15 protein-coding genes are annotated in these 19,798 nt (G+C 73.2%); 7 read left to right on the top strand and 8 right to left on the bottom strand.

Features of this window, described 5'->3' with window-relative positions; translation table 11 throughout:
- Nucleotides 1–32: 32 nt before the first annotated feature.
- The 4 genes from MXD95_RS02125 to MXD95_RS02110 all read right to left on the bottom strand — a co-directional run bounded on the left by MXD95_RS02125 (nt 33) and on the right by MXD95_RS02110 (nt 3,807).
- Nucleotides 33–1,742: an HRDC domain-containing protein gene (locus MXD95_RS02125; RefSeq protein WP_518455079.1), complete on the bottom strand. Its 1,710-nt coding sequence runs from the start codon at nt 1,740–1,742 to the stop codon at nt 33–35.
- A gap of 198 nt (nt 1,743–1,940) precedes the next feature.
- On the bottom strand, nt 1,941–2,564 hold the full coding sequence (locus tag MXD95_RS02120) for a DUF3000 domain-containing protein (RefSeq protein WP_250638772.1): 624 nt from the start codon (nt 2,562–2,564) through the stop codon (nt 1,941–1,943).
- Nucleotides 2,565–2,710: 146 nt separating this feature from the next.
- The gene (locus MXD95_RS02115) at nt 2,711–3,046 is read right to left on the bottom strand and encodes a hypothetical protein (RefSeq protein ID WP_250638771.1); all 336 of its coding nucleotides are present in this window, start codon (nt 3,044–3,046) and stop codon (nt 2,711–2,713) included.
- Between the two features lie 371 nt (nt 3,047–3,417).
- Nucleotides 3,418–3,807 (bottom strand): DUF3817 domain-containing protein, encoded by a 390-nt coding sequence (locus MXD95_RS02110; RefSeq protein WP_250638770.1) that lies wholly within the window; start codon nt 3,805–3,807, stop codon nt 3,418–3,420.
- A gap of 320 nt (nt 3,808–4,127) precedes the next feature.
- On the opposite strand from MXD95_RS02110, the gene hemE reads away from it, so the two are divergent.
- From hemE to MXD95_RS02090, 4 genes are all read left to right on the top strand, one after another.
- On the top strand, nt 4,128–5,273 hold the full coding sequence (gene hemE, locus MXD95_RS02105; protein ID WP_250638769.1) for a uroporphyrinogen decarboxylase: 1,146 nt from the start codon (nt 4,128–4,130) through the stop codon (nt 5,271–5,273).
- Between the two features lie 230 nt (nt 5,274–5,503).
- On the top strand, nt 5,504–6,919 hold the full coding sequence (gene hemG, locus MXD95_RS02100) for a protoporphyrinogen oxidase (protein WP_250638818.1): 1,416 nt from the start codon (nt 5,504–5,506) through the stop codon (nt 6,917–6,919).
- A 112-nt stretch (nt 6,920–7,031) separates the two neighbouring features.
- Nucleotides 7,032–7,727, top strand: coding sequence for a hydrogen peroxide-dependent heme synthase (gene hemQ, locus MXD95_RS02095; RefSeq protein WP_250638768.1), 696 nt, complete (start codon nt 7,032–7,034; stop codon nt 7,725–7,727).
- 1,319 nt (nt 7,728–9,046) lie between these two features.
- On the top strand, nt 9,047–10,555 hold the full coding sequence (locus MXD95_RS02090) for a sugar transferase (RefSeq protein ID WP_250638817.1): 1,509 nt from the start codon (nt 9,047–9,049) through the stop codon (nt 10,553–10,555).
- A 35-nt stretch (nt 10,556–10,590) separates the two neighbouring features.
- Here the strand turns inward: MXD95_RS02090 and cysC are convergent, their stop codons facing one another.
- Nucleotides 10,591–12,375 (bottom strand): adenylyl-sulfate kinase, encoded by a 1,785-nt coding sequence (gene cysC, locus MXD95_RS02085; protein ID WP_250638767.1) that lies wholly within the window; start codon nt 12,373–12,375, stop codon nt 10,591–10,593.
- Between the two features lie 35 nt (nt 12,376–12,410).
- Between cysC and MXD95_RS02080 the strand changes: the two genes are divergently transcribed.
- From MXD95_RS02080 to MXD95_RS02070, 3 genes are all read left to right on the top strand, one after another.
- Complete coding sequence (locus tag MXD95_RS02080; RefSeq protein ID WP_250638766.1) at nt 12,411–13,214, top strand: 3'(2'),5'-bisphosphate nucleotidase CysQ; 804 nt, start codon at nt 12,411–12,413, stop codon at nt 13,212–13,214.
- A 151-nt stretch (nt 13,215–13,365) separates the two neighbouring features.
- The gene (cysD, locus tag MXD95_RS02075; protein WP_250638765.1) at nt 13,366–14,280 is read left to right on the top strand and encodes a sulfate adenylyltransferase subunit CysD; all 915 of its coding nucleotides are present in this window, start codon (nt 13,366–13,368) and stop codon (nt 14,278–14,280) included.
- Nucleotides 14,280–15,524: a sulfate adenylyltransferase subunit 1 gene (locus tag MXD95_RS02070; protein ID WP_250638764.1), complete on the top strand. Its 1,245-nt coding sequence runs from the start codon at nt 14,280–14,282 to the stop codon at nt 15,522–15,524. The genes cysD and MXD95_RS02070 overlap by 1 nt, the downstream gene beginning before the upstream one ends.
- 479 nt (nt 15,525–16,003) lie before the next feature.
- On the opposite strand, the gene MXD95_RS02065 is transcribed toward MXD95_RS02070, so the two are convergent.
- The 3 genes from MXD95_RS02065 to MXD95_RS02055 all read right to left on the bottom strand — a co-directional run bounded on the left by MXD95_RS02065 (nt 16,004) and on the right by MXD95_RS02055 (nt 19,741).
- Nucleotides 16,004–18,502: a hypothetical protein gene (locus MXD95_RS02065; protein ID WP_250638763.1), complete on the bottom strand. Its 2,499-nt coding sequence runs from the start codon at nt 18,500–18,502 to the stop codon at nt 16,004–16,006.
- The gene (locus tag MXD95_RS02060; RefSeq protein WP_250638762.1) at nt 18,499–18,789 is read right to left on the bottom strand and encodes a hypothetical protein; all 291 of its coding nucleotides are present in this window, start codon (nt 18,787–18,789) and stop codon (nt 18,499–18,501) included. Before MXD95_RS02060 ends, MXD95_RS02065 begins: the two co-directional genes overlap by 4 nt.
- A 139-nt stretch (nt 18,790–18,928) precedes the next feature.
- A complete protein-coding gene (locus MXD95_RS02055; protein WP_250638761.1) occupies nt 18,929–19,741 on the bottom strand; it encodes a pyrimidine reductase family protein in 813 nt (270 codons plus the stop codon).
- Between the last annotated feature and the right edge of the window lie 57 nt (nt 19,742–19,798).

Here is a 19,798-nt window from a genome sequence, read left to right as displayed (position 1 = left end):
CCTGTGGTTACCCGCGGGTAGGAAGTTGCCCGCTATGCGCCGGACGAGCTGCCGGACCCACCGCTCGCCCCTGGGGACGGCCCGCTCTCGCGGGCCGGCGGGGTACCCCGGGCGGCCCCACGCCCGGCCCGCCCACCACGACCGCCTCGGGAGCGGGACCGCTCACCAGCCGCGCCGCCACCCGTGCCAGCGCGGGCCGATGGACGGGCTCCGTGGCGCTCCACCGGGCGGTCCGCCCCGGCGTCCTCGGCCGCGCCGGCGGAGTCGTCGACGACCGCTGCTCCGTGGACGACCGTGGCTCCATCGGCGGCCCCTGATCTGTCGGCGGCGGCCGATCCGTCGATGACCGCGGCCGCTGCGTCGTTCGGGGCTGCCTGCGCGGCAATGCGCGCACCGGGGGTCTTCTGGCTGGTCTGGGGCGCTTTTCCGGTGGATGGTGGCTGCGCGGACAGGTCGACCGGCGGGTCGGCCAGGGCGGTCGCCAGCACCTCGGTGGTGAGCTCCCGCTGCCATGGCCGGGCGCCGCCCGCGCGCAGCGCCTCGTGCACCGCCGGGGCGGTCAGCGGGCGCGGCGGTGACCAGGCGAGCCGCCGGGACAGCGCTGGTTCGAGCAGGTTCTCCACCGGCATGGTGATGGTGGTCGCGACCGTGGCCAGTCCGGCGCGGACCCGGCCAAGGCGTGCCGCGGCCACCGGGTCGCGCTCGGCCCAGCGGTTGGCCGGTGGCAGCCCATCCCCGCTGGGACCGGCCGCCACCGGCAGCGCGTCGTCGGACAGCGCGGCGGCGCTGCGCAGCGCGTCCATCCAGGTGCTCGCGGTGCGGCGGATGCGCGGACCGGAGAAGATCGGCAACCGGATCAGTGCCGCCGCGTCCGCGGGCGCGCTGAGCACCGCGTCCATGATCGCGCTGTCGGGTAGCACCCGGCCGGGAGCCACGTCCCGGGTGCGGGCCAGCCTGTCCCGGGCGGTCCACATCGCCCGCACCGCGGCCAGCTGACGGCGGGTGCGGGCCCGGTGGATGCCGCTGGTCCGCCGCCACGGCTCGGCCCGTGGCTCGCGCGGCGGTGCCGCCGCGATCGCGGCGAACTCCTGCCGAGCAAACTCGATCTTGCCCTGCTCGATGAGCTCGGCCTCCAGCGCGTCGCGGAGCTCGACGAGCAGCTCGACGTCGAGCGCGGCATAGCGCAGCCACGGCTCCGGCAGCGGGCGGGTCGACCAGTCGGCCGCCGAGTGCCCCTTCTCCAGCCCGTAGCCGAGCACCCGCTCGACCATCATGCCGAGCCCGACGCGCTCGTAGCCCAGCAGTCGGCCGGCGAGCTCGGTGTCGAACAGCGTGTCCGGGCGTAGCCCCAGCTCGGCCAGGCACGGAAGATCCTGGCTGGCGGCGTGCAGCACCCACTCGACCTCACCCACCGCCCGCTGGATCACGGAGAGCTCCCCGAGGGCGATCGGGTCGAGCAGCAGTGAGCCCGCGCCGCGGCGGCGGATCTGGACCAGGTAAGCGCGCTGGCTGTACCGGTAGCCGGACGCCCGCTCGGCATCGAAGGCGACCGGGCCGCTGCCGGCGGCGAGCCGCTCGGCCGCCGCGGCGAGCTCCGCCGGGTCGGTAAGCACGGGAGGGACGCCGTCGGCGGGCACGAGCAGGGGGATCGGCTCGCCGACGCTGCTGTTGGGCTCTCCCGCCACCTTTGTGCTTTCACCCCCGCTGACCTGCTCAGTTGGATCTGGAACCGTCGACGTCACGATCGGCGATCGTACGTCTGAATCCTCGCGGAGGCAGCCGTGCTGTTCAGCGAATCGCGCTGATTATACGCATGGCAGCGGGCGTGACTGGTACGGTGGTCAGATCTGTTGACGGTGGGCAAGATCGATCGTCGCCAGACAACGCCCTGGCCTGGCCCTGGTCTGGCCCTAGCCCGCCTTAGCCTGGTAGACGGGAATTCAGGCTCGGCGTTGCGGCAGAGGGACGACGCCGGACAGCGCCGGCGGCAGGCCGGCCATCGCGGCGAGCAGATCGCCGAACGCGAGAAGGTGCGCCGTCACGTCGGCGGAACTCCACGTCGGCGCTGGCCCGTCGGTGCCGGCGAGTGCCCAGTCGGGTGACCAGGAACAGCGCAGTTCCACGTCGAAGGAGTCGCCCTCGGCCCGCAGCACGCCGAAGCGCCGCGAGGACGTCGTGGTCACGGTGCCGCCGACCGCGTGGGAACGGGCCCCGTGCGTCTCCAGAGCCTCACTTAGCCACGACCAGGTCACCTCGGCCAGCAGCGGGTCGGCGGCAAGCTCCGGGTCGATGCTGGCCCGGGCGTAGCAGACAAGGCGGGCGCTGCCCTGCCAGGCGGGCTGCCCGTCCGGATCCATGAGCAGGACGAGACGGCCGGCCGCGGCGTCAGCCCTGTCGCCCGCGAGGTCACCGGCGAGGGCGAACGCGAACGGTGCCAGCCGGGTCGGCGCGGCGACCTCGTGTACCGTGATCTCGGGACGCAGCCGGCCGACGCCCGTGCGCATGGCGTCGATGACCGCATGAAAGATCTGTGGGCTCGGCTCGAACGACTCCGCGGCCCCCATGCCGGCAACGGTAGGGTGTAGACCTTGATCGCGCCGGGTGGACGTCGGAGCGTTCTGGTTCGACCCCGTTGCGTGTGGTTGTGTGCCCCGCCGCGGCGGGGTGGGGCTGTGTGGAACCGGACTGTGCGGAACCGGGCTGTGCAGGCTCACGCCGGAATCCGCGGGGCGGACCGCTCCTGCCCGTGGATGCCCCGGGTGGAGCTCTCCCGTAGGGAGCCCGCCCGAACGGAGCCCGCTCGTGCCGTGAACTCCGGGGAGTGGGCGCTTTCCCGGGAAAGAACGTTCCCGCTGCCCCGTCCCGCGCCGCGGACGGCCGGTGCCGGCCCCACGAGCACGGCGTGGCCGCACCCGGTGCAGGCCCACTCCGGGCAGTCCGGCCCATGTCCGTCGGCGCAGGAGGGCTGCTCGAACGCCCGCTCGCCCCCGCAGACGGCGCAGTCGAACACCATCAGGTCGTCGAGGCTCACCCGGACCAGTTCCACTCGCGCATCACTCCCCGCACGTCGGCCCGTGACCGGGTCGCGCCGGACGCGGCCGGCGCACCACGAACCACACGCCACCGCGACAGCCGGCCGAACCATGGCTGGCCAGAGAGGGGACGCGGGTCAGCGCGCACCCTCTGCCCTCTTTCCGACCGGACAGACGGTCCCACGGGAGGCGTAAATGTCCACGCATTCCCCGCGGCGTGTCGCGTGGGCCCCTCTCGGTGGGGTGTGGGGCGGACCTCCCCGCTCGGGCGTCTCGCGGCTTTTGCCCCGTACGACGGCCAGGCCGGCTCGGACCCGCGATCGCCGCGTCCCCTGCGCCGGGCTGGCGAGTGGCATCCGGCCGTGGGTCGTCGTACGGCGGCTTGTCAGGGCTGACGCGCCGCGGGCGCGGGCGGGGTGGCGGCGGGGGGCCGCGCGGCGAACGAGGGACCGCCGGGGGTGCCCGGCGCGCCCGGGCGAAGCCAGTGCCGTTCGACGAAGAACGGCGCGAACGGCAGGAACGAGGCGACCAGGGCGAGGATGGTGCGCCGTCGCGGCCAGCGCCCGGAGAACGCGAGGTAGCCGACCAGCGCGCAGTAGGTCAGGAAGAGCACGCCGTGGACCGGTCCGAGAACGCGGACGCCGCCGGGATGATCCGCGGCGTACTTGATCGCGGTCGCGACGAGGAGCAGCAGAAAGGACGTCGCCTCGGCGAGGGAGACCGCGCGTGCCGCGCTCAGGGTTGGGGAGCCCCGGTGTGGTGCCTGGTCGGTCATCGGTGACCTCTCCGTCGTGGTCATGTGGTCGTGTGGTCGTGTGGTCCGTGTGGGCGGGTCTGCCTGGGAGGACAGCCGATTGCGTCACACTCGGTCGCCGGCGGGTCAATGGGCTGGATCGGGTCGGGTGAGGTGGCCGGATGCCGCGGGAACCGGCTGGGACCAGCAGGTTCTTCTACTGAGAGTAGAAGATAGACGACGCCTGCCGGGCCGCCGCGGCGGCAGCGTGACCATGCCGACGCCGCCGCGGCCCGCGCGCACCGGACCGCGTGAGCCCGGTCGCACCCGCACAGGCGCGGCCGGCGTGCAACGATCGAGGCATGTCTGTCGTCCACATCGACGCCGGGCCCGGCTCCGGGCCCGCCCCCGTGGCCGTGGCCGGTGCGCGGGGTCGTGCCGTGGCGCGCGGCGCGGCGGCCACCCTCGACGCGGGCGCGCGTCGACCGGGTCTTGCGGCCACGGCCGCGTTCCTACGTGCCTGCCGGGGCGAGCGGCCCGAGACCACGCCCGTGTGGTTCATGCGCCAGGCCGGTCGGGTGCTGCCGGAGTACCGCCGGCTGCGGGCGGGTGTCCCGATGCTTGAGTCCTGCCGGGACCCAGCGCTGATCACCGAGATCACCATGCAACCGGTGCGGAGGTTCCGGCCGGATGCCGCGATCTTCTACTCCGACATCGTCGTGCCGCTGGTCGCCCTCGGTCTGGACATCGACATCGTGGCCGGGGTCGGGCCGGTCGTCGCCGAGCCGGTGCGGGATGCTGCCGGCGTCGCGGCCCTGCGAACGCTCGAGCCAGGCGACGTGCCCTACATCGCGGACGGGGTCGCCGCCCTGCTGCGTGAGTTGGGTGGCACGCCGCTGATCGGCTTCGCCGGCGCGCCGTTCACCCTGGCCAGTTACCTGGTCGAGGGCGGCCCGAGCCGCAACCACCTGCGCACCAAGGCGCTGATGTACAGCGAGCCGAAGCTCTGGCACGATCTGCTCGACCGGCTGGCCACGATCACCATCGGGTTCCTGCGGGTCCAGGTGGACGCGGGGGTCGATGCCCTGCAGCTGTTCGACTCCTGGGCGGGTGCGCTCAGCGAGGCCGATTACCGGCGCTACGTCGCCCCGCACAGCGCCCGGGTGCTCGACGCGTTCGCGGGGGAGGTTCCCCGCATCCACTTCGGCGTCAACACCGGCGAGCTGCTCGGCGCGATGGGCGAGGCCGGCGCGGATGTGGTCGGTGTCGACTGGCGGGTCCCCCTGGACGTCGCGGTAGGCCGCGTGGGGCCGCACCGGGCGGTGCAGGGCAACCTGGACCCGGCCGCCGTCTTCGCCCCGCCGGACGTCCTGGCGGCCAAGGTCCGCGACGTGCTCGGCCGGGGAGCGGCGGCGCCGGGCCACGTGTTCAACCTCGGGCACGGGGTCCTGCCGGAGACGGACCCCGGGGTGCTCGCGCACATCGTGGACCTCGTTCACGGTTCCTGAGATGCGGGGTTCCTGAAGTGCGGGGCAGGGGGCCTGAGGTGTACCGGCCCGAACCCCGCGGGCCGGGCCCGTCCGGCCAGGCACGCACCGCCGCCGCGGGCCCGTTCGGGCCGGCGGAGCTGGTCGGCTGAGCCCGGCCGGCCGCGGCGCACGCCCACCCGGGTGGACGTCGGCGAATCATGGTGGATCCTGGAGACAGGGTCGAAGTTTCGGTGAAGGGCGGCAGGAGCGTGCGGGTTGTCATCGTCGGTGCAGGTGTCGCCGGGCTCGCCGCCGCCCATGCGCTGGCCGGTCACGCCGAGGTGACCGTGCTGGACGCGGCGTCGCGGGTCGGCGGGAAGCTGCACACCACACCGATCGAGGGGATGGACGTCGAGGAGGGTGCCGAGTCGTTCCTCGCCCGGGTGCCCGACGGTCTGCGGCTGGCTCGCCAGATCGGTCTCGGCCACGACGTGGTGCACCCGGCGACGACGTCCGCGTCCCTGTGGATCCGCGGCCGGCTACGACCCATCCCGCCGAACACGATGCTCGGCGTGCCCACCGACGCACTCGGCCTCATCCGCTCGGGAGTGCTCTCCCCGTGGGGGATGCTGCGGGCCGCCGCGGACCTCGCGCTGCCGCGCTCGAGTTTCCCGGACGACCCGACCGTCGGCGCCTACGTCGGCGCGCGGGTCGGGCGGGAGGTCGTCGACCTGCTCGTCGATCCGCTGCTCGGTGGTGTCTACGCCGGGCGCGCCGACGCGCTGTCCCTGCGGGCGACCGTGCCGCAGCTCGTCCCGATTCTTGCCGAGGACCGCTCGCTGCTGCTCGGCGCCCACCGGGTACGGGCCCGGACCGGCCCCGCGACCAGCGGCACCGCAACCCCCATGTTCGCGAGCGTGCGTGGCGGCCTGGGCCGGTTCGCCACCCGGTTGGCCGAGCGGTGCGGCGCCACGGTGCGTACCGGCGTCCCGGTCCGCGCCCTGGAGCGCACCGGGAGCGGCTGGCGGGTCGTCTGTGGCCGGGATCGTGCCGGGGGGACTCCTGAGCCGCTGGACGCCGACGCCGTGATCCTGGCCGTGCCCGCGGGGGAGACGCGTTCGCTGCTGCGCCCGCTCGCCCCGCACGCGGCGGCGCCGCTGGCCGGTGTCCCGTACGCCTCGGTGGGCTTGGTGACCCTCGTCTACCGGGACGTCACCCCGCCCAGCGGCAGCGGCTTCCTGGTGCCGGCGCGGGCGGGAACATCGGTGAAGGCCGCGACGTACCTGACCGCCAAATGGCCACATGTCGGCTCCGAGCGGCTCACCGTCGTGCGCGCGAGCCTCGGGCGGGCGGGTGCCGACGACGAGCTGACCCGTGGCGATACCGAGCTCGCCGGGGTCGCCGCCGCCGAGATCGCGCAGATCACCGGGCTGCTGGCGCGCCCGATCGCCTTGCGGGTCAGCCGCTGGGAGGGTGGGTTGCCGCAGTACCTGCCGGGGCATCTGAACCGGATCGCATCCGTGCGCCGGGCACTGCCGGCGGGCCTGGCCCTCGCCGGTGCCGGCTACGACGGTATCGGCATCCCGGCCTGCATCCGCTCCGGTGAGGCGGCAGCCGCCGCGGTGCTGCGGGAGGCCCGCGCCGCGCATGGCGGCTCGACCCAGCCCGCAGCTCCTGGAATCTGACAACGCAGCTCCTGGAATGTGACACAGCAGCTCCTGGAATGTGACAACGCCGCGAATGTGACAACGCCGCCTGGCCGGGACGGGCCCGGCCGGCCGATACTGGAGACGCCGAATGCCGGAGTCCACGAAGTCCGCGAACGAACTCAACGCCGAGCTGCTCTACACCGGATGGTCGGTGTTCGCCGCCGAACGCCGCCTGCCCGCCGATCGCGGTGCCCTGATCGACGAGGTGGAGGCACTGCTCGACGGCGCTCTCGCGAAGGACGTCTACACGCGTGGGCTCTACGAGCTGTCCGGTTACCGGGCCGACGCCGACCTGATGGTGTGGTGGACCAGCCCCAACCCCGATCTGCTGCAGGAGACCTACCAGCGGTTCCGCCAGACGGCGCTGGGCGGCCATCTGCGCCCGGTCTGGTCCGCCGTCGGGCTGCACCGTCCCGCGGAGTTCAACCGCAACCACATCCCGGCCTTCGTGCGTCGGGAAGACCCGCGCGGGTACGTCTGCGTGTACCCGTTCAACCGGTCACTGGAGTGGTATCTCCTGCCCGAGTACGAGCGGCGGGGCATGCTCGCCGAGCACGGGATGATGGGACGCGAGTACGAGGACGTCCGGGCCAACACCGTGGCCTCCTTCGGACTGAACGACTACGAGTGGCTGCTCGCCTTCGAGGCCGACGAACTGCACCGGATCGTCGACTGCCTGCGGCACCTGCGCGCGAGCACCGCGCGCAGGCACACCCGGCTGGAGACACCCTTCTACACCGGCGCCCGCAAGCCCGTCGCTGATCTCGTCGCCGCCCTGCCCTGACCAGCCCTGGGCCCTGACCAGCCCTGCCCTGGCCAGCTCTGGCGGCCAGTCAGTCCAGTGCCCAAGCCAGCCAGTGCCGTAAGCCGCTGCCGCGTGTTGGGGGGTGCGACACGCGGCAGCCGGCGCCTGCCTGGGCGCCCCCACCCGTCCGGCAGACGCCGACCGTCTCGTGGCCGTGCCCGCGGCGCCGCTACCAGCGCATCACACCGCTAAGCATGGCAGTTGTTCCCTCGGCCGCCCCACCGGTCCGGTCGCCGACCGCTTCGCGCCTGGCGCTCGAGAACATGACGCACAGTAGCACTCGCGGCACTAGATGTATACGCAGCGTGTCGCTCGAGCCTGTGGTTCCGATATGTCATGACCAGCAGTGATTCATAGAAATCTTGCTACGGCGGGTTATCGGATTTCGCTTCCAACTCTGCTACCTTGAGTCGCCACAAACAGACGGGTGACGGTGTGGCTACGGGCGAACGATTCGTCTCGGCCGGGTGGACACCGAATCGGCCCGCTGGCGGTTCGACCCGAGTCGGCCGGTAACGTTGCCCGTGACCAGGGACGCCGGTCATCCCGGCAGTTCGGTCGGGTGCACCGTGGGGGGTGGTGGCGCGGCGTCGTGCCCGGTGGGCAGAGTGCGGACCGCCCTCGTGCTGCCCCGTGGTGCCCACAGTCAGTGGCGGGGAGAGATCGCTGGAGGTCCGGTCGATGCGTCACCGAGAGACGAGCTCGCGGCCGCCGGTGCGACACACGGCCAGATGTGCCCACAACGGGTTCGCCTGCCGACCGGGCGCGCTGCGCCAGCTGCCCCACGTGGGGTGTTTGGCGGGGTGCGTCCGAACGACGGACTATTCCCCTGGATGTAGAAATCGGGCAAAATTTGTACAACCCGGACCGGTTGGGCGATCGCCGCGGCGGCGCTCGCCCCGTCCCGGGTGCGCCTCGTGACGGCGGCGCGGTTGCGGGCTGTCGGCCCTCTCGCCGTCGGCCAATCAGCGGTCGGCCAACCAGCGATCGGCCGGAGTCCGGCCGATCATGACCTGCGCGCGCGCTGTTCGGGCGTGCGCGGGGCGACGGCGGTGACCTAGACCGTGTCGGGGAACCGCTACGCCGCTGGGCCGAACGTCGTCGCCCGCCCCCCGACCGGTCAGGGCCAGCCCGGCCAGGCTCAGGGCGGTCAGGGCTACGGTGATCAGGGCCAGGGCCAGGGCAACACGCATTACCCGCCGCCGCAGTCGTATCGGCCGGACGACGGATCGGGCGGTACGGCACTCTCCGGGACCGGACCGGGCGGCCGCTCGCGGCGCGGTGCCACCACCGGGCCGCTGGGCTCGTCCAGTGGGCGGCACAGCGCGGCCCGGGCGGGCGCCGAGCCCCCGACGGGCTACCGGGCCCAGGTCACCTGGGAACGCCGATACGTGCGGCTGCTGGTCACGTTCGACGCGGCGGGCTGTGTGGTGGCCGCGGCATTGGCGTTCTTCGTTCGGTTCGGCCATTTTGTCGACTTCGGGCCCGAGCCGATCTCGATCAAGCCGTACATCCTGATGACGGTGCTGCTGCCGCTCGGCTGGGTACTGTCGATGTCGCTCAACCGGGCGTATGAGAGTCGGTTCCTCGGCGGTGGGTCGGAGGAGTTCCGCCGCGTGGTGAACGCCGCGGCCCGGCTCACCGCCACGGTGGCCATCGTGTCGTATGCCACCAAGGCCGAGATCGCCCGCAGCTACGTACTCATCGCGTTCCCGGCCGCGACGCTGCTGTCGGTGGCCGGGCGGGTGGTCGGCCGCGGCGTTCTGCACCGGATGCGCCGCAACGGGCGCTGCCTGCACCGGGTTCTCGTCGTCGGCGCCGGTGAGTCGGCGGCGACGCTCGTGCGCCTGGCCCAGCGCGACCCGACCTCCGGCTGGGCCGTCGTCGGCGTCGTGCTGGACCGCTCACCCGGCCGGCACAGTCATGACCGTCCCGAGCGCAGCGGGTTCGACCTGCTCGGCGTGCCGATCGTCGGCACCTCGGAGACCCTGCACACCGCGATCAGCGCGACCCACGCCACCACGGTGGCGATCTGCCCGCAGATGGACGGCGAGACGCTGCGCCGGGTGCTGTGGACGCTGGAAGGCAGCGACGTCGACGTGCTGGTCTCCTCGGCGCTCACCGACGTGACCGGCCCGCGGATCTCGATCCGTCCGGTCGCGGGCCTGCCCCTGCTGCACATCGAGGAGCCGGAGCTGACCGGCACCCGCCGGGTGATGAAGGGCGTGTTCGACCGGGTGGTCGCGATGACGGTCATCGTGCTGTTCGCTCCGGTGCTGCTCGGTCTCGGCCTTGCCGTGCGGCTGACCAGCCGCGGACCGGCGCTGTTCCGGCAGGTCCGGGTCGGCCGCGGTGGCGGGCATTTCACGATGTTCAAGTTCCGCTCGATGTACATCGACGCGGAGGAGCGCAAGAAGGATCTGGAGTCGCGCAACGAGCGGGCCGATGGGCTGCTGTTCAAGATGCGCGACGACCCGCGGGTGACCCGGGCCGGCAGGTTCTTGCGCAAGTGGTCGCTGGACGAGTTGCCGCAGCTGTTCAACGTGCTCAACGGCACCATGTCGCTGGTGGGCCCGCGCCCGCCGCTGCCGAGCGAGGTGGCCCGTTACGAGGTCGACGTGCATCGTCGCCTCATGGTCAAACCGGGACTGACCGGCCTGTGGCAGATCAGTGGCCGGTCGGACCTGGAATGGGACGAGTCGGTGCGCCTCGACCTGCGCTATGTGGAGAACTGGTCGCTGGCGATGGACTTCGTGATCCTCTGGCGCACCGTCTTCGCCGTCCTGCGCCGCGAAGGCGCCTACTGACCCACCCGCCCGCGGGGGGCCGAGGGCCATACCGCTCAGGGGGTGGCGAGCCAGCCAGCGAGGCGCAGATGGTCGAGGACCCGGTCGATCGACTCCTCGGTCGACAGCCGTGAGGTGTCGACCGTGACGTCGGCGTCGTCGGGCTCCTCGTACGGGTCCGACACGCCGGTGAACGCGGGGATCACGCCGGCGCGGGCTTTGGCGTACAGGCCCTTGCGGTCGCGGGCCTCGCAGACCTCGACCGGCGTCGCCACATGGACGAGGACGAAGCCGCCGCCGGCTGCGTGCACCATGGCGCGCACCTCGGCGCGTACGTCCGCGTAGGGCGCGATCGGTGCGCACACCGCGGTACCGCCAACCCCCGCGACCTGGGCGGCGACGAAGCCGATCCGGCGCACGTTGGTGTCCCGGTCGGCGCGGGAGAAGCCGAGGCCCTTCGACAGGTGGGTGCGCACCACGTCACCGTCGAGCAGGGTGACCCGCCGGCCGCCTTCCTCGAGCAGCCGGCACACCAGCAGCCCCGCCAGGGTGGACTTCCCGGAGCCGGACAGCCCGGTGAACAGGATCGTCAGCCCCCGCTTCGAGCGCGGCGGTACCGCTCGGGTGAGCTCGGCGGCCACGGCCGGCGGGGTGAGTTCCGCGGGGATCGGCCCGCCGGCGTCCAGCAGGGAGGCGAGCTCGTCGCGGCCCGGCGCGCCGATCGCCGGGCCGATCAGGCTTCCGGTCAGGCCGTAGGCGCTGGCCAGGTGCGCCCGCTGGGCGGTGAGCCGGGCAAGCTCGCCCGACTCCCGCGACGCCCAGCCCGCTCCGGCCGGGGAAGGCGCCGGAGTGGCCAGGACCGTGGCGCTCATCCCCGGTTCGCGGGGGGTCGCCAGTATCGGCGAGGGCACGGCGGGGACGAGGATGAGCAGGCTGTGGTGACCGTGGGCCACGTCGCCGGCCCCGGGGCGGCGGTAGGGGTCGGGACCCGGCTCCCGGTGACGCCCCGCGCCGCCGGCCGCCAGGGCGTCCGAGGCCAGCGCCTCCGAAGCGAGGGTCGCCTCGCTGGGCCGCAACGGCGCTTCGACGGCCTCCAGGGCCGCCAGCAGGCAGCGCACCCGCAGGTGGTGCTGGGCGTCCGCCGGATCGGCTCCGCCGACCGGGGCGAGCACGACGCAGCGTTTGCCCTGGCGGGTCAGGGCCCGGATGCGGCCCACGTCCGCGGTGTGCAGCAGGCCGTCGGCCCACACCGCCCACACGGCACCCGAGCCGACCTGGGGGCCGACCCAGCCACGGGCGCGCAGTTCGGCGCGCAGCTGGTCCGGAGTGAGCCGCAGATCCGGATGGTCGGGATGGTGCGGCAGACGCACCCCCTCCACCTCGCCGACCAGCCGCACCCGGCTCGACTCCGAAGGCAGGCCGGCGGGTGACGGCAGCGGGATGACCGCGCGCAGGTGCAGCGCGGCGAGCATCACCCCCTCGGCATCACGCAACGCGACACTCGTGCCGGGTTCCGGCACCGCGGTGTCGTCGGCAGCGAGAACGAGGGCCGGCACCGCGACGTCGGCCACCTCGTCCGCGGCCGGGTAGCCGGGATGTGGCCCGAAGCCGCCGACGAGCAGCAGCTCGAGCTCGGCGAGTTGCCGTGGCGTGAGGGTGAGCGACGGCCAGTCGCGCGAGGCCGCGCTCAGCTCGGCCGCCCGGGCCGGGCCGACCAGGGCCAGCAGTGGATCACCACTCGATCGCGTGCTGGTGGCCGCCGCCCTGCCGGCCGGGGCCGCCGCGGGACCGGGCTGGGATGCGTGGTGACGATCTGGATCCGGATGAGAGGTGGCACTCACACCCGCGACCGTAGCGGGTGACAGACTCCCACCCGATGAACACCGACGACACCAGTTCGCCAGCTCGCGTCCCCGTCGACATCGCCACCGACGAACTCGACGACGATGTCCTTGCCCGGCGTCTGGCCACGGATGCCGGCAAACTGCTGCTCCGAATCCGCGACGAACTCGGATTCGCGGAGCCGGCGACCCTGCGCGACGCCGGCGACGCGCGGTCACATCAGCTGCTCGCCCGCGCCTTGGCCCGGCATCGCCCGGCCGACGCCGTGCTGTCCGAAGAGGGTGTGGACGACCCGGCCCGGCTGTCCGCCGAGCGGGTGTGGATCGTCGACCCGCTGGACGGCACCCGAGAGTTCGCCGAACCCGGCCGGTCGGACTGGGCGGTGCATGTCGCGCTGTGGCAGCGCGGCGAACTGGTCTCGGGCGCGGTCGCGCTGCCCGCGCTCGGCGTGACCCTGCCGGGAGCCGAGGGCCCCCCGACGGCCCAGCCCGTGGTGAGTCCGCCTCGGATCGTCGCCAGCCGGACTCGCGCCCCGCTGCTGGTCGGGCAGGTCGCCGAGACGCTGGGGGCGACGATCGTCCCGATGGGGTCGGCCGGCGCCAAGGCCGCCGCGGTCATCCGCGGCCAGGCGGAGATCTACCTGCACGCCGGCGGCCAGTACGAGTGGGACTCGGCGGCCCCGGTGGCCGTCGCCCGGGCGGCCGGCCTGCACACCAGCCGGCTGGACGGCTCCCCGTTGCGCTACAACCAGCCCGACCCGCTGCTGCCCGACCTGGTGATCTGCGCGGCTCCACTGGCCTCGGTGGTGCTCGCGGCGATCGCCGCCGCCGGCGGTTAACCGGCCCGCGCGGGTTGTCCGGTGGGCCTGAGCTGGGCCGGGGCAGTGTGGTTGGGCGCCAGGTGAGCGAGTTAACGGCGCCGAAACCAGCGAACGGTCGGTGAGGTCGGCTACTTTGGACGGATACACCGGCTCGACGAGGGGTATCCGCGTGCCTGTCACGGGTTACGAGCTCACCCATCTGCAGATGCTCGAGGCCGAAGCGATCCACATCTTCCGTGAGGTCGCGGCCGAGTTCGAGCGTCCGGCCCTGCTGTTCAGCGGCGGCAAGGACTCGATCGTCATGCTGCGGGTGGCGGAGAAGGCGTTCTGGCCGGCGAGGCTGCCCTTCCCCCTGCTGCACATCGACACCGGGCACAACTTCGACGAGGTGCTGGCGTTCCGCGACCATCGGGCGGCCGAGCTCGGGGCGCGCCTGGTCGTCGGTTCGGTGCAGGCGGCGATCGACCGCGGAGAGCTGACCGAGGACACCCGTCCCGGCGCGTCACGTAACCAGTTGCAGACGCCGGTGCTGCTCGACACGATCGCCGACCACAGGTTCGACGCCGTCTTCGGCGGCGCCCGCCGTGATGAGGAGAAGGCTCGGGCGAAGGAGCGGGTCTACTCGTTCCGCGACGAGTTCGGCCAGTGGGACCCGAAGAACCAGCGTCCCGAGCTGTGGTCGCTCTACAACGGCCGGCACCGGCCCGGCGAGCACATCCGGGTGTTCCCCCTGTCGAACTGGACCGAGCTCGACATCTGGCGCTACATCGCCCAGGAGCGGCTCGAGATCCCGTCGATCTACTACGCGCACCGGCGGGACGTCGTGGAGCGGGACGGCATGATCGTCGCCGTCACCCCGCTCACCCCGCCGCGGCCGGGCGAGGCCGTCGTGCCACGTCAGATCCGCTACCGCACGGTCGGGGACGTCACCTGCACCGGCGCGGTCGAGTCGGTGGCGGCGACCGCCCTGGAGGTCATCGCCGAGGTCGCGGCGACCCGGATCACCGAGCGGGGCGCGACCCGAGCCGATGACCGGGTCAGCGAGGCCGCGATGGAGGACCGCAAACGGGAGGGGTACTTCTGATGGCCGAGCTGCTGCGCGTGGCGACCGCCGGATCCGTCGACGACGGCAAGTCGACGTTGATCGGCCGACTGCTCTACGACACGAAGTCCCTGTTCAGCGACCAGCTCGCCGCGGTCGAGCGGACCAGCCGGGAACGTGGCGACGGCTATGTCGACCTCGCGCTGCTCACCGACGGCCTGCGCGCCGAGCGCGAGCAGGGCATCACCATCGATGTCGCCTACCGTTACTTCGCCACTCCGCGGCGCTCGTTCATCCTCGCCGACACCCCCGGGCACGTGCAGTACACCCGCAACATGGTCACCGGCGCCTCCACCGCGGACCTCGCCCTGCTGCTCGTCGACGCGCGTAAGGGCGTGGTCGAGCAGACCCGCCGGCACGCCTTCCTCGCCTCCCTGCTGCGGGTGCCGCACCTGGTGCTGTGCGTGAACAAGATGGATCTTGTCGACTTCGACCGGGACGTCTTCGAGAAGGTCAAAGAGGAGTTCCGCCACTTCGCGGCGAAGCTGGAGATCGTCGATGTCACCACCATCCCGGTCTCGGCGCTCGGCGGCGACAACGTGGTGTCCCGCTCCCCGAGCACCCCCTGGTACGACGGCAGCTCGCTGCTGCACCACCTCGAGGAACTGCACTTCGCCTCGGACCGCAACCTCATCGACGTCCGCTTCCCGGTGCAGTGGGTGGTCCGCCCGCGCAGCGAGGACCTGCCCGACTACCGGGGCTACGCGGGCCAGATCGCCGGTGGTGTCCTCAAGCCGGGTGACGACGTCATCGTCCTGCCCTCGGGCCTGACCACCCGGGTCGCGGGCATCGACACCTACGACGGCCCGGTCGACGAGGCGTTTCCCCCGATGTCGGTGACCGTTCGTCTCGAGGACGACCTGGATGTCTCCCGCGGCGACATGATCGCCCGGCCGAACAACCAGCCCACCGTCGGTCAGGACCTGAACCTGATGGTCTCCTGGATGGTCGACGCGCCGCTGCGCCGCCGGGCCCGCATCGGCGTCAAGCACACCACCCGCTCGGTGCGGGCGATGGTCACCGAGGTCTGCTACCGCGTCGACATCGACACCCTGCACCGCGACGAGACCGTCGAGACCCTCGGTCTCAATGACATCGGCCGCATCGCCCTGCGCACGACCTCGCCGTTGTGCTACGACCCGTACCGCCGCAACCGTGGGACGGGCAGCGTTCTGCTCATCGACGAGTCCAGCGGCGCCACGCTGGGCGCCGGCATGGTTCTCTGACCGCCCTCCCCGGCTCGCGGCGGTTCCGCGGAACACCATGATCATGGCATTCGGCCGGGTCGCGTGCGGGGGCGTCACCGTAGCTCGCCGGCCCGGGTGGGGCAGGATCAGCGCGTGCGAGCTGGTCGACGGGCTGCGGGCGGCTCTGCCGGAGCGCTGCGCGCTGGACGGCGAGGTGATCATCGCTGGCCGGGACGGGCTCGACTTCGAGGCGCTGCAGCAACGGGTCCATCCCGCCGCCAGCCGGGTCGCCCGCCTCGCCGCCGAGACGCCGGTCTCCTTCGCTACGACCACATGGAGGGGCCGCGCTTTCGGCACACCACCCAGTTCGTCCGGTTCCGCCCGGACCGGGTCGCCGGCAGCTGCACCTACGCTCAGCTTGTCCGCCCGGCACCGATCGACCTTGCTCAGGTCCTGGGCTGACCGGATCGCTGGTGGCCGGGCAGCGCCCGATGGCGGCGGATCCGCCGCCCGCACGCTCACCCGGATCCGCCGGGCCGCAGGGCACGATCGGCCGGGAGGTTGGCGTCGCCGGCGGCGACCATCCCGGCGAGAACCGGTAGCCGATCGTTGTTGGCGACGAGAGCGGGAGACTCCAGCCAGGCGAGGTAGGCGCCGCGCTGCGCGGGAGTCATCGACCCGGCGGCCAGGGGAGTGCCCGCCGGGTCGAGGAAGTCGGTCGCCGGGCCGGTGATGAATCCGTCCACCCGCGGGTCGCCGGAGTAGACCCGCCGACGACCATCACTGTCAGTGACTGTCACCGGGCGCAGTGGGTCGCTGCCGCGGCGGGCCCACAACAGCCGGGCACTCGTCTCGTACGCCTGCGCCCAGCCCGGCAGCTCGCGGGCGGCATCGCGCAGCCGTTCCAGGACCCGTCGCGGCTCGGTGGTGGACGTGTCCCGGAAATGCTGCCGGATCAGCGCCTCGATCCCGTCGACGGTCACCCCGACGCCCATCTTGGCGAACGTCCCCCCGGGATTCGACGGATCGATCGACGTCGCGACCGTCGCGAGCAGATCCAGGATGATGCCCTCCTGGCGGCGAAAATCCGTGCCGGAATCCGCATGCTCGCGGACGACCTCGTCGGCGGCGTCCGTCAGTGCCCGGACGAAGAACGTCTGCGCCCGGGCCGCGCGCAGATACCCCAGCGTTCGGGGACTCGTCGGATATCCGCCGGGTTGCCCGTTCCAGCCTCGGGTACGCGCGGCTTGCTGCTCCTCGAGTGCCACCGCGTAGCTGGCCACGTCCCGGGCCAGCGTTCCGGCCAGCGCACCGCCACGCAGACACTCCCGAAGCAGCGCCTGCCAGTCCGCGACGGGAACGTCCCGCAGCTGGTCGGCCGGGGCCGCCGCGCCGGTTCGGCCCGACACGACCGCCGTGGCCGTGCCGTAGATCTCGTCGCGGTAGGTGCGCAGCACCGGGACGAAGGCGGCCCGCAGCCGCAGTGACAACCGGGGCTCGTCGGCGGCGGCGACCGCGCGGGCGAGCCGCCCGGCGAAATCGGCCGAGCCGCGCGGGTCCGCGGCTCGCACGGCCGGAGCCCCCGCCGCGGCGACGACGCGTGACCAGGCCTCCTGCATCGCCGCCGGCAGACCTATGTGCACCGGCAGGCCCAGACCTCTCGTCGTCGCGGCTGCGACGATCATCTCGACATGACGCGCGGCCACGCGCGCCACCAACGCCGGCTCGATCCGGATCGCGTCGAGCAACGCGACCTGGTAGCCGCCGAGAGAAGCGGCCCCACCTCGCCCGCCCTCGGCGCCGCGCTGGCGGATCTCGCCGGCTCGCGATCCCGCGCCGGTGGGCCCAGCGTCCGCGGACGGCCTGGGCCCGGCACCTGGCCCGGTCGCCGGGGCTGGCGATGACGTATCCAGGCCCGGGCCGAAGGTGAGGCGCGCCAGCCGGTCCAGCAGGGCGACGCCGAAGCGGCCCGCGCCCAGCAGCGGGGTGAGCAGCACCGCGTCGACGCTGTCGTTGCGCCCAGCGGTGTTGAATCGGCCGAGCCATCCGTCGTCGAGCGTGCGGATCCGGCTGTAGGCGGCGAAGGTACGCCCCAGCGCCGTTTCGGCCTGGTGCCGGTCGACGCCCGCGTCCGGACCTGGCCGACGGCCCATCGGACCGGTGCTCGAGCCGGACAGCAGGCTGAGCAGGTGAGCGAGGCCGGCCGGACCGAGCGCGTCGTAGAAGCCGGCGACGAAGTCCGGGTCGTCGCCGTGCGCATCCAGCCGGCGCACCGCCTCACGCCGGGCACTGCTGGCGAGGACGCTGGGGTCGGCTCCGGAATCGCCGCCGCCGACGCCTTCGGGGGACGCCCGGGTCGTAGATCCGCCGGGCGAGCCAAGGCGTCGTCCCGAGCGGGCGTCCGGACGGGTACCGGCGGGCTTCTGCCCACCCGGCCCGGTCCGCCCGCCGGACCGGGCCGCGCCGGCCACCAGCAGCGCCGCCCCACCGGCGGTCAGCAGCAGCGCGGCATCCCGGCCGGCGACTCGGGCCGCGGCGGCTGCCGGGCCGCTGAGCTGTGCGCCGCCGGTCGGCGAAGCAGCCGAGCCCCCGGCGCCTGAGGTTTCTGCTCTGCCTGCGGTGGTCGCGGTGGCCGGGGTGGCCGTCACGGGCGTGGCCGGTCGCCGCATCGCCACGGCGGTGACCGGGAATGGCACCGGGCCGGATGACGCTCGGGGCAGGCCGAGGTCGGCACGGTCCAGGGCGGACAGCCGACGGGTCAGCAGCATCGCTTCGGTGTCGAACCCGGCCCCCAGACGGACCAGGCGGTCGGCGAATCCTGCGAGGCCCGCGACCAGGGACACCACCCGCAGCAGGGCACCCGCGCCAGCCCGCAGCACGTCCCCGGCCGCCCGCGCCGCGCCCGCGAGCCCGCGCAGCCGGGCGGGGTCGACCAGCACCCTGCCCGGCCCCGGCGGGCCGCCCGTGACGGTGCGCACCGCCTGGACCGCGACCGGGCGGTTCTCGCGGGGCGTCATCCGAGCGGTCCGGTCGTCCGTTCGGCTCGGCGCCGCACCGAGGAGCCCGGCGGGCCCGCCGCCGACCCGGCCTGCTCGCACAGCCGGACGCAGTCCGCCAGCACCGCCGTTGCCTCGGCGGCCAGCCGGCGGAGCCGGCTGGTGCTGACCTCCGCCGCGGGGCCTTCCCAGGCATCCACGCCGGCGGCGGCGACCCGGGCCAGGGCCAGATCCACCTCGGCCTGGACCTGTCGGGCCACCACCAGAGCGTCCGCCATACTCGCTCGGACCGGTTCGGAAACCGCCATCGCACACCACCGTCGGGTCAGGGTCGGGGTGCGGTGACCGTAACAACCGTGGACTCGAGCGTGCCGGTGATGCCCGAACACTGTGGACGGCGCCGGCCGATCGTCCTTACCTGTGGACAGACGACGCCCGCGGGTCCGGTCAGGAGCGGCTATAGCGCAGGAACAGACTGTCGTCCTCGGCGAGCACATGGACGAGCCGCATCCGGGCCGGCTGCGGCCAGCCGGCTCCTTGCGTGATGGTTTTGTGGCCCGGACCGGCGAGCAGCGGCGCGACGGTGAGGCAGAGTTCATCCAGAAGCTCTGCCGCGACGAGCTGGCCGTGCAGCGACGGTCCCCCTTCGGCGAGCACCCGGGTCAGCTTGCGCGCGGCCAGGGCGGCCAGGGCGGCGTCCGGGTCGACCGAGCTGTCCCCGCACACGAGGACGTCGGCCACCTCCGCGAGGGCCGCCCGCTGTTCGGCGGGCGCGGCGTCACAGGTCAGCACGATGGGGCGTACCTCGGCCTCGAACAGCCGGGAGCCCAGGCCGAGGGCGGCCGACGCGGTGACGACGGCAACCGGCGGGACGGCCGCGAGCCCGGCGGCCACCCGCCGCTCCTGCTGCTCGGACGGCACGACCACCGGGCCGTAGTTCTCGTGGCGCGCCGTTCCGGCGCCGACGAGCACCACGTCACACTGCCAGCGCAGCGCCAGGAAAAGCCGCCGGTCGGCATCATCGCCCAGAGGACCCGACCTGCCGCCCACCTCGGCGGCACCGTCGGCCGAGCTCACGAAGTTCGACCGCACGTAACTGCGCGTGGCCGCCTGCGTCGGATACGCGTAGGCCTGCTCCAGGTCGACCTCGGGCCCGGGACCGGGCGACGTGGACAGCGCGGGCTCGGACAGGGAGTACAGGCATCGCACCACGCTGACTGTAGCCGCTATGGCCGCATCCGCCATGGCCGCATCCGCCATGGCCGCATCCGCCATGTCCGCCGTCTGTCGGTCAGCATGGAGCGGGCCAAGTGCCGG

Origin of the sequence: Frankia sp. AiPa1, assembly GCF_023243075.1 — a bacterium.
Taxonomy (GTDB): domain Bacteria; phylum Actinomycetota; class Actinomycetes; order Frankiales; family Frankiaceae; genus Frankia.
Note: the sequence above shows the minus strand (reverse complement) of the source record. Positions and strands in the feature narration are given on the sequence as shown.

What these genes read in the sequence shown, in the direction of transcription:
- MXD95_RS02080 (WP_250638766.1), top strand. Translation starts at nt 12,411, where the DNA reads ATGAACACCGACGACACCAGTTCGCCAGCTCGCGTCCCCGTCGACATC.
- MXD95_RS02120 (WP_250638772.1), bottom strand. Translation starts at nt 2,564, where the DNA reads ATGGGGGCCGCGGAGTCGTTCGAGCCGAGCCCACAGATCTTTCATGCG.
- MXD95_RS02055 (WP_250638761.1), bottom strand. Translation starts at nt 19,741, where the DNA reads ATGGCGGATGCGGCCATGGCGGATGCGGCCATAGCGGCTACAGTCAGC.
- MXD95_RS02065 (WP_250638763.1), bottom strand. Translation starts at nt 18,502, where the DNA reads ATGACGCCCCGCGAGAACCGCCCGGTCGCGGTCCAGGCGGTGCGCACC.
- hemE (WP_250638769.1), top strand. Translation starts at nt 4,128, where the DNA reads ATGTCTGTCGTCCACATCGACGCCGGGCCCGGCTCCGGGCCCGCCCCC.
- MXD95_RS02070 (WP_250638764.1), top strand. Translation starts at nt 14,280, where the DNA reads ATGGCCGAGCTGCTGCGCGTGGCGACCGCCGGATCCGTCGACGACGGC.
- MXD95_RS02110 (WP_250638770.1), bottom strand. Translation starts at nt 3,807, where the DNA reads ATGACCGACCAGGCACCACACCGGGGCTCCCCAACCCTGAGCGCGGCA.
- hemQ (WP_250638768.1), top strand. Translation starts at nt 7,032, where the DNA reads ATGCCGGAGTCCACGAAGTCCGCGAACGAACTCAACGCCGAGCTGCTC.
- MXD95_RS02060 (WP_250638762.1), bottom strand. Translation starts at nt 18,789, where the DNA reads ATGGCGGTTTCCGAACCGGTCCGAGCGAGTATGGCGGACGCTCTGGTG.